A 15,879-nucleotide genomic window follows, 5' to 3' on the forward strand; every position below is an offset into this window, starting at 1 on the left:
TACTAATAATCACTAATCGCCAGATACCTCATGTAATTTTGAGGCCGTAGCACGGTACGTCATAAATCACCAAACATTCGTTTATTTTTCCATAAGCTCCTTTGAGAGAGGCAGACCTGCCAGCTTGTTATCTCTCAATGTGTTCACCATATCCATCTTATTTCGTAGGAGGTTCTTTATGCAGACGCGCCACGAGTCGCGCTTCTCTCTCTACCGTGCTCTTAGCTCACCCCTCTGGCGCTATACGGCTGTATTTCTGCTACTGTTGCTCAGCATCGCCACGGGCTTCCTCATCTACTCAAGCGCGCACGCCCAACACACTACACAACCTATCTCTCACCGTGTAGTACACCAGCGCTCTGGAGCCAATCTCCCCATGCCTGATCACGTCGTGGTCGTTGTTGAGGAGAACCATAGCTACTCTCAGATCATTGGTAATGAGGACGCGCCTTATATCAATGCCCTGGCTGCACGTGGCGCCTCCCTCACCAATATGCATGGCATCACGCATCCCAGCCAGCCAAACTACCTGGCGCTCTTCGCAGGCTCGACCTTCAATCTCTCCAGCGATGACTGCCCTCAGAGCTTCCAGAGTGCGAACCTGGGCCAGGAACTACTACAGGCGGGGCACAGCTTCAGCGGCTACTCCGAAGATATGCCCCATACTGGCTTTAGCGATTGCTACGCTCCCTGGTGGTTCTTCCAGATGTACGCGCGCAAGCATAATCCCTGGAGCGACTTTGGCAATGTGCCTACCAGCGCCAACCAGCCTTTCTCCAGCTTTCCCAGCGATTACAACTCGCTACCAACCGTCTCCTTCGTGATCCCCAATCAGAACAACGATATGCATTCCGCTTCAGTTGAGCAGGCCGACAACTGGCTGAAGCAGCACCTCGATAGCTATGTCCAATGGGCACAAAAGCATAATAGCCTGCTGATCGTCACCTGGGATGAGGATAATGATACCTCGGCCAACCAGATTCCAACCCTCTTCGTTGGCCCCATGGTCAAGGCTGGACACTATGGCGAGAATCTTAACCACTATAATACCCTGCGCACGCTCGAAGACATGTATGGCCTGCCCTATGCCAACAATAGCGCGCACGCCCAACCCATCAGCGATACCTGGCGTTAGTCTTGTGTGAGATACAAAAAGCACCGGCCATGCTGTTTAGGCATGGCCGGTGCTTTTTGGGTATAGGACTACCTTACATTGTTCTGTTCTGGCGCTGCGTTGTGCCACCTTTTGCTGCGGCGCTGTCACCATGGAAAAGGTAATAGGAGGAGTTAGGATCCAGGGCGCCCGCAGGGGCATCTTGCACCATCCGCGCAAAATGATCCAGGTCATGCTGGAGGGCATTATCAAAGCGACTACCCACGCCCAGTTTCTCGCCAGCATCGCCAAGGGGACCGGCGGGTGGATTATAGTTCAGAAAGACATCGACCCTGGTCTGGTTACTGCCAGTTGGCTCAAACGTCACCTTGCCAAAGTTCTCCAGGCCGTTGGTCGAGCGCCAGCCAATCTGCTGATTCTCAATCCAGTTCTCATTGATGGCATCCCACTCGTGGCGCCCGGCAACATCCGCCACCCAGTGACTATTCTGGTTGTCGTAGTAGGTGACTTCTTTCACAAAGCTCATAAACTTCGGGAAATCGTTAAAGTGAGAGAACAAGGCATACACCTGGTTCACAGGCGCATTTACAACTACAGAAGCATGATGTTCCGCATAGTTCTTAGCCATTTACTTACTCCTTTGACTATAACGAAGGTAAGATCCTTGATGGCCACCCTCCGGCATCTCCCTTTTCCCCTCCCATCAAATTCGGGCGGTTTTTCCTTCCGTACACTACACTGATTTGCTCCGCACTTCGTTACATCGTTTAACTCACCTCTAGCAATTTATCATGCTATTCATCCTCTTCCCTTAATACATACAATGAGGCGGCCGGGCTTTGCCCGGCCGCCTCATTGTATGTATTAATTCTACGCGCGCTTACTCGTATTTGCTGGTGCTCGCACAGGTCGAGTCACCTGTCTTGTAGATATTGGCCCAGTCAGCCGGAGGGGTGATCTGCTGCGCGTTATCTACAACGCCATGGACACACGACTTGAGCGCGTAGGTCGCGGTGCGCTGGTCGATGGGTACCCAGGCGGCATCGTCAATCATCTGCTGCTCAACTTTGTTGTACTGTGAGATGCGCTCAGCAGTATTCTGGTTGGCATCAGCCTTAAGCATAAGATCCTGGATCTGCTGCTGTGTGCTAACATCCTTAGATTGACCCATGCCGTAGTTGGTCTGGTTATAGCTCGAACCCTTACCAAACAGGAGCGTGGTCCAGTCCTCGGGATCGGGATAGTCCGCGATCCAGTCGATGACCCACATCTGCAAGGATTTGACATTGCCCGTCGAGCTCGCGGTATCGTCCAGCAGTTTGTTCCATTCCTCGTCGTTAATGATCACATTCACGCCGAGATTGTCTTTCCACTGCTGCTGCAAGAACTGGTACTCGTTCTTGGTCGCCTGGTCGCCACGGGTGGCTACGGTGAGGGTGATCTGGGGGAAGTTCGCGCTGGTATAGCCCTCTTCCTGCATACCCTCCTGCAACAATTTCTTCGCCTGGGTCACATCACCCTTGGTCTCCTTGACGCCTGCAGGCCCCACCAGGTTCGCATTGTAACCAGGCATGCCGCTGGGGATGATATGGTTGGAGGCTATACGTGCGCCCTTCCAGATGCGCTGAGCGATCAAGTCTTTATCAATCGAGAGCGCAAACGCCTGGCGAATCTTCACGTTGTTGAAGGGCTTCACCAGGTAGTTCATGGTAAAGTAGTCGATGGTCAGCTCAGGAACCTGGCGGAACTGATTGTTGGCAAAGCCACGCGCCTCATCCAGGTTGCTGGTCGGTACGGTCGCGTAGTCGACCTGGTTGGCCTTGTAGGCTTTGTAGGTCGTCTGGGGATCTTTGTAGAAGGGGAAGACCAGTTTCTTCAACTGTGGCTTGGCACCCCAATAGTTCGCATTGGGTACGAAGCTAATATACTGACCCGAGAGGCGCTGGTCCAGCCTGAAGGGACCGGAGCAACCGCCCTCGCTCAGGTGCTTAAAGTAGTCGGTGTCGCCATACTTCTGCACCATGCTCTTCTCTACCACATAGGAGGTAGGATAGGTCAGGGCGTCCAGGAAATACTGCGCTTTCTGCGTGGTCACAATCTTGACGGTCGTGGCATCGGGCGCGAAGAGGCTATCATTGATCAAGGTTGAAACCTTGCCCGTGTTACGCTTATCCGAATCTTTGATCAGCGCCAGGTAGGCAGGGGCAACCGTTGATTTGAGTTCTGGCTTGAGCGCACGATCAATGCTAAAGACCACATCGTCTGAAGTCAGAGGCTTACCATCACTGAACTTCAGACCGGGACGCAACTTAAAGGTCCAGGTCAGGCCATCTGCAGAGGTCGTCCAGGACTGCGCTAGTTCTCCATACACCTCAAGCTTATCGTTGAGCTGTACCAGGCCGGTAAACATCGTTTCGAGTGAATTGACCGAGGCGGAGTCGGTAGATAGGGCGGGATCAAGTGTTGCCACATCAGAGATGCCGCTAAGAGGCTGCACATAAATTTGCTTGTTATCAGGTAATTTACTACCTGTGCTACTTCCTGAGTTGCTCCCACACGCCGAAATCAGCATGGAAAGCAAACAGAGAAGAGCAGGCAGAAAAGTTATGGCAATACGTCTGCCACGTTTCATGCAAATACTCCTTACTTCCTGTCGAAAACCTGAGCGCGCTTGTCCCCGAATGAGGGAAGCGCTAGTCACGATAATGGCGCCGCGCCCCCGAAGGGGGTTGGTTTTCGTATAAGAATTTACTCTAGACTTGAACAGCGGGGGTGTTCCGATACAATGTAGGTTCGAAAAATGCGTGAGGATAGCGGTCATTCGCGTTTAGATCTTTTCCTCTTGCTTAAAACCACAGGGGCGAAACCAAGTATGCTTCAGCAATCGCCCGGCAGACTAAATGTTTAGCCCTCTCATGAAGTGATAATTCTATCTTATGTATATAATACGTATGCATATCTTAATAATCTCACACAATCTCATGGAATTTCCAAGAATATTTATTTTGCTAGCACCATATTTATCAAAAAAAATAAAATATGAGTCACTATAATAGTCTCGTACTCACAAATTAAGATGCAATAAAACCAGGGTGAGCGAGAACATAAGCTATATGTTCTCGCTCACCCTGGTTCAATCTGTACTGATTAATGGTACAAGCTGTTTATTGCTGAGTAGCCTACACTGAGACTAGCGTGTCGCGGCACTAAAGACATGAATGCGACCACCGCCCGTCGTTGCCGTTGGGAGCGTTACACTCAATACGGTCTTTTTCGGATTAATTGGAATATCAGTGTAGAACACATAAGTGTTTACATTCTGCTTTCCATTGGGACCATTGCGATAGGTTGTCTTTGACACCGTCAGGTTACCAAAGGATGGTGCTACTCGACCAGCATTCAATGTCCAGTCGCTAAAGCCCAGCGTCCCTGTGTCCGTCGAACCATCGGTATAGGTAATCGTCACAGTTCCACTGGTCGCGCCATTGGTCGAGGAACCCAGGAAGGTCAGGTAGTTCGACCCGAAGCTGCCGTTGACCGGGATGGTCTGTCCATTGGCAACGTAGTTGTTTACCGCCCCTGCGGGAACCGCAGGCCAGATAAAGCTTGCCCCATTGGCAAAGACAGAGCCACCCTGCTTAATACCACTCCCCGAGAGCGCCTGGGCCGAATAGCTATATCCACCACCATCGTAGTTACCAGCGCGGGTATTGTTATCGTTGCTGGTGCCTACCATAGAGTAGGGATTTGTTGCATAAGGCGCGTTTGCCTTGGTTGCGACAGCAAAGACATGGGGTTGACCACCTTTGACACTGCCTGGCAGTGTTACGCTTGCGATGGTTTTGCCTGCCTGCAAACCAACCTCGGTGTAAAACACATAGGTGCTAACATTTTCTTTCCCAGTGGGCGTATTACGATAGGGGGTTGAAATCACTACCAGGTTGTTGAATGAGGGCGCAGCTGCATTCGCGCCCAGCGTCCAATCACTAAAGCCCAGGGTAAAGGTTTGGGTTGTATTATCGGTATAGGTAATCGTGGCCTGCCCACTTGAAGGTCCATTTGTCGCGGACCCCAGGAAGGCCAGGGTGCTCGCGTTATCCACAGGTGTAATAGCTATCTTCTGTCCCTGGGCAATATAGTTATTCTGCGTTCCAGGATCCGAAGCCGGCCAGACAAAGGTTGTCCCGTACGCCGTCAGCGAACTTCCCGGCACAAGACCAGCAGACTGCATCGCCTGGGCAGAATAACTTCTCAAGCCATCAAAGCTGCCAGATTTTGGCTGCCCATCATCGCTGGTGCCAACATTGTTAAAAGGAACATTTGGCGAGACTGGAGTCGAGACAGTCCCAACCTTCGTTGCAATGGAGAAGACGTGCAACTGTCCACCAACAACAGTTGATGGCAACGTCACGCTCTGCACCGTTTTGCCGTCCTGAAGAGCCACGTCCGCGTAAAAGACATATGTGTTTACTCCCTCCAGGCCATTGGGCGTATTGCGATATGCCATGATCGCCTTTTTGCCATTACCAAAGGAGACCGGGCTCTTACCACCACCAAGCGTCCAATCGCTAAAGCCAAGAGTGAAGCCCTGAGAAGTACCATCCGTATAGTGAACGACAGCTCTACCGGATGCAGGTCCACCGCTTGACGCGCCCAGGAAGCCCAGCACATTCGCGTTCGCGATGGGTGCTACTGGCACCGTCTGTCCCTGCGCCAGGTAATCATCCGGCGTTCCCGCGACCGCGTTTGGCCAGGTGAAAACCATATTGTTAAAGAAGACATTATCACCGGTGACAAGGCCGCTATTTTGCAATGCCTGCAAGGAGTAGCTGCGGTTTCCTCCATCGAAGTTACCCACGCCAGGATTCGTATCATCGGTAATGCCTACATTGTTAAACGTCACCTGTGGGTTTGGAGTTGGTGTCGGCGTTGATGTCGACGTACCACCAGGAGTTGGCGTCGACGTGCTACCCGCGTTCAAACCGTAGATAAGCAGGCTATTCTTCGTACCTACAAATACCTCACCGTTGGCCACAGCAGGTACAGTAAATTTCGCGAAAATGCTTTGACCAAAGCTATCACTGTAGAGTTCATTCCCCAGGTTCGTCGCGTCATAGGCGCGTAGGAGGCCATTGGGGTCCAGAGCCCATACAATCGCTGTCGAAACGTCTGTGCCATTGCTAGACGTGACCGAGCCACCGCCAGTAAAGGCGAAGGTCTCTGGTGTCTTCGACGTATAACCTGCCGAGAGCAGGCCAGTCGTTGGATTGAAGGAGAAGGCCTTAATGCTATCGCTCGCACCTGTGAAGTAGACGTTGTTATTCCAATAGGTAGGCGTACTGTAGACACCACCGACCAGGTGTGGCGGCAGTTCCTGCTTTACCTTGTCAATAATAGTCGAGCTGACGTTATTACAATCCAGAGTACCAGACACAGGGGTGAATTTACCCATGTTATCATTATCGACAACGTAGATGCGGCCCTCTTTCCCTACACCAATATGCTCATTAGTGCCAGGAATCTGCAAAGGACCACCCGAACCCAGGTCAGCATCCGCGTTCTGTAAACACTTCTGGTTGAAGGGGGCAAAGTAGTCGAGCGTTTGTAGCTGAGGTGAAAGTTTGACGAAGGAATCCGCATTATCTGGGCCACCACTATTAATGTCGAAGTCGCCATTGCCCGAAATAGTATAGATGTTACCAGCACTATCAGAGGCCAGGGCGTTGCCCGCACCCCAGATACCACCACCAGAGCCATTCGGCGTATTATTGTAAATGGCCGTTTGCTGCAAGCTGGTGCTGTAGGACATAATCCAGCCGTGGTAGGGCTGGTTATCACAAAACGAGGCAAAGGCGATATAGATCTGCCCATTTGCTAGCAAGAGCGCCGAGCGATTCCGCTCGCGGTCCGCGCGGAAGGGGATATATTTTTTCCCGTCACTGCCAGTTATGTAGCCCGCGCCAGTTCCGGCAACTGAGCCTTGAATGACTGTGGGCGTCGTCTTATCCTGTCCCGTAGTGATGTCCAGGGCATGCAAACGATAAATAGGTGCACCGTTCTCCTTAGTATAGGAGATCACGTACATGGTATTGCTCGCACTATCGATAGCTGGCGTCCCCGTAATGCCAATCTCGGGCACCATATCGTTACAGGCCACATCGCCTGATGGCACGGACGTCACACCAGACTTAAGAAAGCTGGTATACCACAGCGGCTGCGTAGGCGTGGTCTGATCCGCATCGAAGGCATACACACCATCGTGCTCTGTCTCAACGAAGACCACGTTGTGCGTCACGCCTCCAATTGTCAGGTTGGGAACGAAGAGCGGTTGCGCATAGACCTGGCCATCTACTGGATAGCTTACACGCCTGCCAAACTGAGAGGCATTAACATTGCTCTTGTTAAGGGTCGTTTCATTTGCATAAGCACCAGTGCGATTATTGTCACCCTTATAGGTCAAAATAGCACTATCTGCTGCTGCATGGGCCTTCAAGTTAGGCAAAATCTCATCGAGAGTCAGAAACGTTCCTCCCACAATACACACGAGGAGCACCAGGCTTATAATGAGGAACGTTGAATACCTCTTTCTCCCCGGATGAATGGATAGGTGCGCATATAAGGATGCGCGGCGGGGAGGTTGGGGGCTGGACATCATCCATGTTCTCCTTACGTAGCATACATACAAATGCAGATATTTATTGCGGCAAAACGAGCAAAAAAGATGGCATATAGAAAGATAGTTTCCCCCATCCCTTCGCCCCGAGAGAATGATAAAACTTTTCTACTATAATAGACATAATTTGAGATGTTTCTGTAGTATAATACAGCAAACATTAATTTGGAATATTTACCTCTACCTATAGACAAAAGTCCTGATCAAAATTCCAGATACTGGAACTAACCAGCATAATAGACGTTAGTTACATTAGATAACGCGTATTTTATCAGTCACAAGAAAAGAACAGAAGGAGTATCGCCTTTTCGGTGTAAAAGGCTGAAAGTATTCGTATGAAACGCTCACTTTTTATTGTCATGCTCATCACTTGCCTGGCTATTCTACTCATTGCCTGTAATGATCAAAACCAGGGCACAGGTTCATCTAAGCAATTATCAGGCCAGGAACAACAGACGAACGCTATCACTTCGCCCGCCCCGGCTCCAACCTTTTCCAAATCCGCTGTAAGTAGCATTCCCACTGCTATTACCTATTATCAGGCCCTCAAGGATCGCGACTATGCGAAAGCATATGCCTATCTTGATGCCAACGCCACAACCACCGATGGCAAGAAACTGACCCAGGAGAGCTTTACTCAGATGGCCCAGAATGCCTTTATCCAAAGTGGGGCTATCACCGATATTACGATGGTTCCTGGTAGCAGCGATGGAACGCAGATTGTGACTACTATTGATCGCAATGCCAGCGTGCACTATCACTCACACCTGACCATGAAGAAAGAGGGATCAACCTGGAAGATTCTCTCCTTAGATAGAATTTAGGTAAAAGATGGCAACGAGGGTGGCCTTTGTCTGTAGGCCACCCTCGTTGCTATAATAGGGAACATAATAACAGCTTCATGCTATTATCTCTACCCAGTATTATCAATACAGAGTTCGAAAGGATACCGCAAATACCGTGCTTGGGCCAATAGTGCGAGCGGCAAGAAGCCTGGCGCTTCCCCTCCTGCTCCTACAACTGATGCTGATTGTGAGTGCCTGTGGCCTGACCGAGGCACCTACACATAAAACCTATACCTATTCCACCATGGCCAGTCTGCCAAAGGATCGCGTAACCAATCCTCAGGAGGTAGCCTATACCTATCAAACAGGCGAAAACGTTGTTCTCTCCTGGGCTACACAATCTGGACAGGATACCCTCGATAATAAACCCCAGCCTATAAAGATTGAGGCCGGACTGGTAGGTCCCTTTACTAGCATAGAGAGCCTTAAGAAGGCCATTAGCTTCGATGGCAATAATATCGCAGGCCATGTGCAGGCAACAATTACACCTATTCAGACCAATAACTGGTCTGACAAGGCCGTCGATGCTAATCTGCAACTGCCTTCATCCATGCCTGCGGGCTACTATATGCTGATCCAGCGCATCCAGGTCGGACAGGGCTATCAGCCTCCCGTACCAACCGGGCGCATCATTAAAGTCATCGCGACACCTGGCTCCTAGCCAGGCTCACCTCTGGATGCCCCTCTCCTATGCAGGGGTCGAACGCTCCAACAGGTCCGTGACATGCTGTAGGAGGGCATCCAACTCAAATGGCTTTTTGAGATACATGACATTCCTGCGCTTGGGCAAGCGCTCAGGGAGATTGCCGCTAATGAGAATTACTGGAATATGCTCACTCTCGGTTGAGGCGCGTAGATGGTCGATAAGCTCTAAACCATCCATATGGGGCAGATGGTAATCCAATAAAATAAGGTCTGGCAGCACAGTACGAATCATTCTGAGCGCCTGCAAGCCATCTGTAGCAAAAATGACTTTATAGGAAACCTCTTCTTTAAGCGCTTGCGCTAAAAAGTATCCTACATGGATATCATCTTCGACAACGAGAATCGTCTTCCTTGACAGCTTTGTAAGATCCTCAGGGCCGTACGCATTTGGCATCCTCTGATTCCTCTAACTTAACTAGATGCTACCTATCAGAAACCTGAGCGCGGAGCGCTAGCCACGTAAGTGGCGCCATGCTCCCGAATAGGGGGGTTTCCGTATAAGAAGTTGGTGATTTCAATACTCTTCAACATATACCATGATACAGTTTTTTTCCAGGGGAAAGCAATCCATTCTACTACATATTTACGGATGAGAGAGGATCAAGTTGAGGATTCTGCCACTCAATTTTCCACAGCCGAGACCATGTTCCCATCTTAAAAGCCTCTTTCGCCGCGTTGACCGCTAATTCGGACGTTGGCAAGTTAATGGAAAAAGTACTGCCCTGCCCCAACCTGCTCTGTACCTCTAGTCGTCCTCCATGCTCCTCAACAATAGCACGGGCAATATAGAGTCCCAACCCCAGTCCCTTCACAGAACCAGGTTGCCCTTCTACTCCCCCAACTCGGTAAAATTGTTCAAAGATGTGCTGTAGAGCATTAGGGGCGATACCCGCGCCCTCATCCTGGACGGCAATGCATATCTCTTGCTCACGTGCCTGAAAGGTGACGCTTATTGGTCTCTCAGCTGGAGAGTATTTGCGCGCGTTATTAAGCAGATTGAGTAGCACCTGGCTGAGCCGCTGAGCATCCACCACTCCTATGCACTGATCCTCTGTAGAGACAGTCGGCGCCACGCGCTCACAAGCGAACTCATCTATGGCCTGCTGGCAGAGCGCGACCAGGTCGGTCTGCTCACGCTGCACATGAAATTGCTGCATCTGGATATGGGCGGCATCATGCAGGTCAGCTATAAGTCGCTCCATGCGTTTAATAGCACCCTCGACGGTGTCAAAATTCTGCACGAGCCGCTCCCCCGACTGTCCCCGCCGCACCTGGCGCTTCATCAATTGCATCAAGCCTTTAACGCTGGTAAGGGGGCCCGCCATTTCGTGCACCACCATGCGCAACATCTGTTCTCTAGATTCATTGACGGACGCAAGCGCTACGTTCGCCTGCTGCAATTCCTCAGTACGCTGGTATACCTGCTGCTCAAGCGAGGCCGCATACTGCTCAAGCTCCTGCTGCTGGTGTTTCACCTGTTGGCGGAGTTGGACTGTATCGATGGCTCTGCGTACCGCAGCGGCGAAATCATCACGATCTATCGGCTTAAGTATGTAATCATACGCGCCACCACGGAGTGCGCGAATAGCCAGGTCATGCTCACCATGGCCCGTAATTAACAACACAGGAGTCTCTGGCTGTAAGTCCTGCAAAGCAGTTAGCAGATCAAAACCATCCATACCGGGCATTTTTATATCACTGACAATGACGTCATAGCTCTGCGCTCGAACAAGCTCAAGCGCGAGCTGCACCGATTCCGCAGTATCTACATGCAGGTTCTGTAAGCGCAACCTCAACATATGAGGAAGAGCTTGCAATAAAGCGGGATCGTCATCCACTACCAGTAGTCGTGCATCCGCCATTGAAGGTAACACGTTTCTTCTCTCCATACTATCGATTGTAAAAGACGAGATTGCCCTATGTCAACTTCAGATCTCTTCCCTGCTCAGAAAAGCATGTGAGCCGTCTCCAAAATAAGCCGCCTATAAGTAATGGTACAAGTCTGCCTTCTCCACAGCGGCACTCACCAGTTGCGCATTGCTTGTCGCCCGGCTGCCATCTGGCAGGGCCAGGGTATCCTCAAAGCCTATACGTGTGTCGTAACCATGAGCCAGCGCGGCGTCCAGTAGGGGCCAGGCTGTCTGCTCAAAGCCATGCAAGAGGAGCGGCCGCCACACACGCGCCGTGCGCAGGCGTGCCACGATAGACTCAACCGTGCGCAAGGCTGCACACACCTCCACCTCTTCCGGCTCCAATAGGATCCGCAGGCAGCGCGGCGCATATCCTGATGCCAGGAATGCCTCCACATCCTCAAGCGTGCTGAGTCCAGCCTCGATGCCTACGCCACGCGTTTGTAGGAGCGCGCAAAGCTCAGGCGCGCCTGGCTCCGAGAAGTTGACCGAGGCAAAATCTGGCAGCACTCGCCACGCACGCACACTCTCCAGACGCCGCTCCATAGTGGGCTCGATCCAGAGGCCAGTGCTTACACCCACAGGTATGCCTGGACAACTCTTGCGCACAGCCTGGAGCGCCTCACCAATGATCTGGGGGGCCAGCGATTGAACTCCATGGCTGTTTCGTGGATGAATATGCAAGGCTCCTGCGCCAACCTCTATCGCCACACGCGCCTCGCGCGCCAGTTCTTCAGGCATCAAGGGCAATCCAGGATGTTCATCTCGCTCGCGACTCCCATTTAAACATGCTTTGATCAGCACTCTACTATCCTCTCCTATCCTGCTAGTCTTCGCTACAATGAAACAAATACGCCTTATAGCTAATAACGAAGAGAAAGCGCATCGCGATGCGCTTTCTCTTCGTTATTAGCTATATTTCCTCAATCTCGGATAGTTCGCACACGCACGATGGCTAGAATGCCAAAGAGTAGCGAGAGCACAAGCAAGAGCGCACCACCCACGTATTGCAGCGGCCAGTAGTTATCTTCCGTCTGGTAGACCGTCTTCCACTGTAGGTTAAGGTCCCGGATGCATTTATTTACATTGCCATTAGAGGCTGAGTCATGCCAATCACAATAGCTATGGATATCGCCCGTCTCCTGCCCCTGGCGATCAGCAAAGCCCGCGTATGTCACCAGTTCCCCCTGCTGACCCCAATACCCATTTCCATGATACTCCATATATTGCACATGAGGTGGCACCAGGTATTGATATTCATTACTAAACACGACGATGCATATCGTACAGAGCACAAAGGTCAGTGCCATAGCTAGAATACTGCGCCGGGTAAGGCTACCAACAAGCACACCCAGCATCAAGCCAAAGAGCATCAGCCCAACAACGACCGGCCCCGTGACAAGGTAGCGCGACCAGATCTCAAACGGGTCATCCCCCACAAGCATATCCTGCAAAGCATTCTCTAGAAAAGCCAGGACAGTAGCGAGCACCAACACACCAGCCGCCACCAATGCCAGTTTGATCACCAGCCAGCGCGTACGCGAGGTTCCCTGTAGCCAGGCCACATAATGCGTCTTCTGCCCACGCTCACGTGCCACCAGCGGCGCACCCACAAAGACAGCGACAAGCAGCGGCAATAACATTACAACTTCAAACTGAAATGAATAGGTGTCATAGTTGCGTCCCAGCAGGATAAACGCATAGAAGGCCAGTAAGAGCACACCTATGAGCAGAGCGACACGGTGCTGCCGCCAGGTAAGCCAGACCATATATCTATACCTCTTCTTCTTAACAGTCACTTCTCATTCAATCGACCGAGGAACGCACCCGCAGGAATACCACCACGCCCAGCCCCAGCGAGAGCACCAATAGGATCCCGCTCGCCATCCATTGCAGCGGCCAGTAGTTCTCTTCTGGCTGATAGAGAATTTTTTCATACATGCTAGCCATACACATATCTATCTCTTTTGATGTGGCTGGATGAGAATAACAATATGCATAAGGATCCTTAATCTCATTCCCTTGCTTGTCCATACTCACCCACTTTATAACTGCGGCTTTCTGCAGCAGGTCTTGAGGAGGTGCCTGTTGCTGGCTAAATGTATAGGTCTGAGGTGGAATGAGATAGGTATACCAATTGGTCAGGGCCAGAAAAACGCAGAGAAAGAGGACAAACGCTATCGTCATAGCCGGAATATTACGACGCACAAAGCAGCCGACTGCCACCCCAAGCATAAGCGCGAAGACGACAAGCACCACAGACACAATACTGGTGGAGAAGAAGCCCCGCCAGGAGCCTGCTACTCGTATGCCAAGCACAGTAATCATAGAATGATTTGCAGCGGTATTGGTCTCAAATTCAAAACGCTTATTCGCAATCAGCGCAAAGCCAATGCTTAAGACAATGAGGCCCAGGAGAAGCAGACCAAGCTTTACCGACAACCAACGTGTACGAGCAATACCTTGCGTCCAGGCAAAGTGATGCGTTCCCTGCTCACGCTCGCGAGCGATCAGCGGCGCCCCAATAAAGGTCGCCACAATCAGCCCGATCAATTGAGGCCAGAGACTGCTAGAACCCAGCACCATCGATCTAAGCGAAGACCAGGTCCCAGAGTACGAACCAGAACCAAGCACCACCACGGCAGTGGCATAGAGTACGATAGCTACGACAGCACAGAACAGCGCCACTCTGTACTGACGCCAGGCAAGCCAGGTCATCGCGCTACCTCCTGCTGTGAGTGGTTGTTTGGCATGGGCAGGGGCGACTGCGTGTCGAGATAAGCCAGCACAATATCCTCCAGCGAGAGGTCCTGCACGACCCAGCGGGGATCAGAGAAGGGACCGGAGAGGCGTGCGAAGACATTGCTCTGCCTCCCGGTATGCCCAGCCTGTATGACGCTTACCTCGGAGGCAATGCGCTCAAAGTCGTCGTGGGGACCAATCAGCAGCTTGTGCGAGGTGACAAACGTCTCCAGATCTTCCTCGACCTTGACCTGTCCCCGAGAGAGCAGCACCAGACGATCGCAGATATTCTCCAGGTCTGCGATATGGTGTGAGGAGATCACGACGCTCGCCCCATTACTGGCCACGGCATCCATAAACAAGCGCACCAGCTCTCGTCGCGCCAGGGGATCAACGTTGGCAAACGGCTCGTCCAGTAGCAACAGACGTGGGTGCTTGGCCAGAGCCATTACCAAGGCCAGCAGGGCGCGCTGCCCACCCGAGAGTTTACCAACCGTCGTTTTGAGGGAAATATCCAGGCGCGCCAATGTACGCTCTGCGAGATCGTTATCCCAAGTCGTGTTTAGCTTGCGCCCCAGCGTCAGGGTATCCTTGACTGAGAATGAGTGATAAAGCGGGCGCTCCTGGGCCACAAAGCCGATGCGCGCGATGAGCGCGGTGGCGTTTGGTGCGGGTGTCTCGCCCAGGACTCGAATACTGCCCGTACTGGGAGCTAGCAGGCCCACCCCCAGGTGCAACAGCGTGGTCTTGCCCGCGCCATTCAGGCCCACTAGGCCAGTTACTCCCCCCTCGGGGATGTGTAGATCACAGTTCTGTAAAGCCCAGCGCTTACCATATTTCTTGCCGAGCTGGTTTGCTTCCAATGCCAGTGTCATATACAGTTTCTCCTCTTGAGACTGTTTGATCATATATAGGGTCCATGCAAGCATGGACTCAATGCCTTTGATCATATGTAGGATCCATGCTTGCACGGGCTCAGGCCGAGCAAGCTCTGTCCCTACAAGTTTTTTTCTCCCCCTATGAAAGGGCCGCGCGCCGTTTCTGTAGCGTATCCATCAATAGGTCCACGACGCTCTCGTCGTCCAGGCCAACCCCGGCGGCTTGCTCAAGCCACTGCTGTAAGCTCACACGCAGCCGCTCCAGGCTCTCGTGGTCCGGTACGCGCAATTGTGTGCGCACAAAGGTACCCAGACCGGGCCGGCTCTCCACCAACCCATCACGCTCCAGCTCTCGATAGGCCTTGAACACCGTATTGGGATTAATGGCAATCATGGTCACGACCTCGCGTACCGTAGGTAACTGGTCGCCCGGCTGCAACAAACCCAGGCGCAGCGCGCGCTTGACCTGCTGCACTAGTTGCATATATGGAGCCACGCCGGTACGTTGCTCCAGGTGAAACTCAATCATCGCATATTCTCGTCTCACTCATTGCTATTCTACTAATTTACTAAATAACTATGAACATAGTACAAGTATAGGGTGGAACATGCACAAATGTCAAGGATAGGAAGGATGGGTAGGTAGCGCGGACGAATGCCCGCGCTACCTACCCATCCTTCCTATCTTTTATTTCCTTACCTGTCTCCTCGCGAATACGAGGGCTGCAATAGCGCCACACACACAGGTCAGATAAGTCCAGAAATTGCCCTTATCACCTATGCCTATAAGACCTGGAAACAAGCCTCCAATCACTCCACCGCCAATCCCAATCACAACCGTAACAGCCGTACCCAGCCGCTCTTCCCGCATCACATAATCACCAATTGCCCCAGCTACGCCCCCAATGGCGATCCAGACGATACCAGCCCATAGTGCATCCAGCAGGCTTGCTAGCACCATACCTCGACCATCCTTTCTGCCAATGCTCCTCTTTCCTGCATCTATTCATTG

The 15,879-nt window shown here is 51.8% G+C and carries 14 protein-coding genes; 3 read left to right on the forward strand and 11 right to left on the reverse strand.

Translation table 11 applies throughout. The annotated features are described in order from the left end of the window. Positions 1-178: 178 nt before the first annotated feature. On the forward strand, positions 179-1,135 hold the full coding sequence (locus JMJ04_RS35105; RefSeq protein ID WP_201375025.1) for an alkaline phosphatase family protein: 957 nt from the start codon (positions 179-181) through the stop codon (positions 1,133-1,135). A 73-nt stretch (positions 1,136-1,208) separates the two neighbouring features. Here JMJ04_RS35105 and JMJ04_RS35110 read toward each other — a convergent pair whose 3' ends face one another. The 3 genes from JMJ04_RS35110 to JMJ04_RS35120 form a co-directional block, all read right to left on the reverse strand. Further along, positions 1,209-1,742, reverse strand: a complete 534-nt coding sequence (locus JMJ04_RS35110) for an SRPBCC family protein (protein WP_201375026.1) — start codon at positions 1,740-1,742, stop codon at positions 1,209-1,211. Between the two features lie 252 nt (positions 1,743-1,994). Beyond that, positions 1,995-3,746, reverse strand: coding sequence for a peptide ABC transporter substrate-binding protein (locus tag JMJ04_RS35115; protein ID WP_201375027.1), 1,752 nt, complete (start codon positions 3,744-3,746; stop codon positions 1,995-1,997). Positions 3,747-4,304: 558 nt separating this feature from the next. Beyond that, the gene (locus tag JMJ04_RS35120) at positions 4,305-7,769 is read right to left on the reverse strand and encodes a PQQ-binding-like beta-propeller repeat protein (protein ID WP_201375028.1); all 3,465 of its coding nucleotides are present in this window, start codon (positions 7,767-7,769) and stop codon (positions 4,305-4,307) included. 353 nt (positions 7,770-8,122) lie between these two features. On the opposite strand from JMJ04_RS35120, the gene JMJ04_RS35125 reads away from it, so the two are divergent. Both JMJ04_RS35125 and JMJ04_RS35130 read left to right on the forward strand, forming a co-directional pair. Further along, entirely contained in the window at positions 8,123-8,611 is a 489-nt protein-coding gene (locus JMJ04_RS35125; RefSeq protein ID WP_201375029.1) for a nuclear transport factor 2 family protein, read from the forward strand. Between the two features lie 136 nt (positions 8,612-8,747). Then, positions 8,748-9,293 carry a hypothetical protein gene (locus tag JMJ04_RS35130; RefSeq protein WP_201375030.1) on the forward strand — a complete coding sequence of 182 codons (546 nt, stop codon included), beginning with the start codon at positions 8,748-8,750 and terminating at the stop codon, positions 9,291-9,293. Positions 9,294-9,320: 27 nt separating this feature from the next. Here JMJ04_RS35130 and JMJ04_RS35135 read toward each other — a convergent pair whose 3' ends face one another. The 8 genes from JMJ04_RS35135 to JMJ04_RS35170 form a co-directional block, all read right to left on the reverse strand. Beyond that, entirely contained in the window at positions 9,321-9,731 is a 411-nt protein-coding gene (locus JMJ04_RS35135; protein ID WP_201375031.1) for a response regulator, read from the reverse strand. Positions 9,732-9,912: 181 nt separating this feature from the next. Beyond that, on the reverse strand, positions 9,913-11,211 hold the full coding sequence (locus tag JMJ04_RS35140) for an ATP-binding response regulator (protein ID WP_201375032.1): 1,299 nt from the start codon (positions 11,209-11,211) through the stop codon (positions 9,913-9,915). Between the two features lie 108 nt (positions 11,212-11,319). Then, positions 11,320-12,051 carry a 3-keto-5-aminohexanoate cleavage protein gene (locus JMJ04_RS35145; RefSeq protein WP_201375033.1) on the reverse strand — a complete coding sequence of 244 codons (732 nt, stop codon included), beginning with the start codon at positions 12,049-12,051 and terminating at the stop codon, positions 11,320-11,322. Between the two features lie 119 nt (positions 12,052-12,170). Continuing rightward, on the reverse strand, positions 12,171-13,016 hold the full coding sequence (locus JMJ04_RS35150; protein WP_201375034.1) for an ABC transporter permease: 846 nt from the start codon (positions 13,014-13,016) through the stop codon (positions 12,171-12,173). 37 nt (positions 13,017-13,053) lie between these two features. Further along, a complete protein-coding gene (locus JMJ04_RS35155; RefSeq protein WP_201375035.1) occupies positions 13,054-13,965 on the reverse strand; it encodes an ABC transporter permease subunit in 912 nt (303 codons plus the stop codon). Next, positions 13,962-14,864, reverse strand: coding sequence for an ABC transporter ATP-binding protein (locus JMJ04_RS35160; RefSeq protein ID WP_201375036.1), 903 nt, complete (start codon positions 14,862-14,864; stop codon positions 13,962-13,964). The genes JMJ04_RS35155 and JMJ04_RS35160 overlap by 4 nt, the downstream gene beginning before the upstream one ends. 142 nt (positions 14,865-15,006) lie before the next feature. After that, the gene (locus tag JMJ04_RS35165; protein WP_201375037.1) at positions 15,007-15,396 is read right to left on the reverse strand and encodes a GntR family transcriptional regulator; all 390 of its coding nucleotides are present in this window, start codon (positions 15,394-15,396) and stop codon (positions 15,007-15,009) included. A gap of 159 nt (positions 15,397-15,555) precedes the next feature. Further along, entirely contained in the window at positions 15,556-15,828 is a 273-nt protein-coding gene (locus JMJ04_RS35170; RefSeq protein ID WP_201375038.1) for a hypothetical protein, read from the reverse strand. Positions 15,829-15,879: the final 51 nt, after the last annotated feature.

The organism is Ktedonobacter robiniae (assembly GCF_016587375.1).
Taxonomy (GTDB): Bacteria; Chloroflexota; Ktedonobacteria; order Ktedonobacterales; family Ktedonobacteraceae; genus Ktedonobacter; species Ktedonobacter robiniae.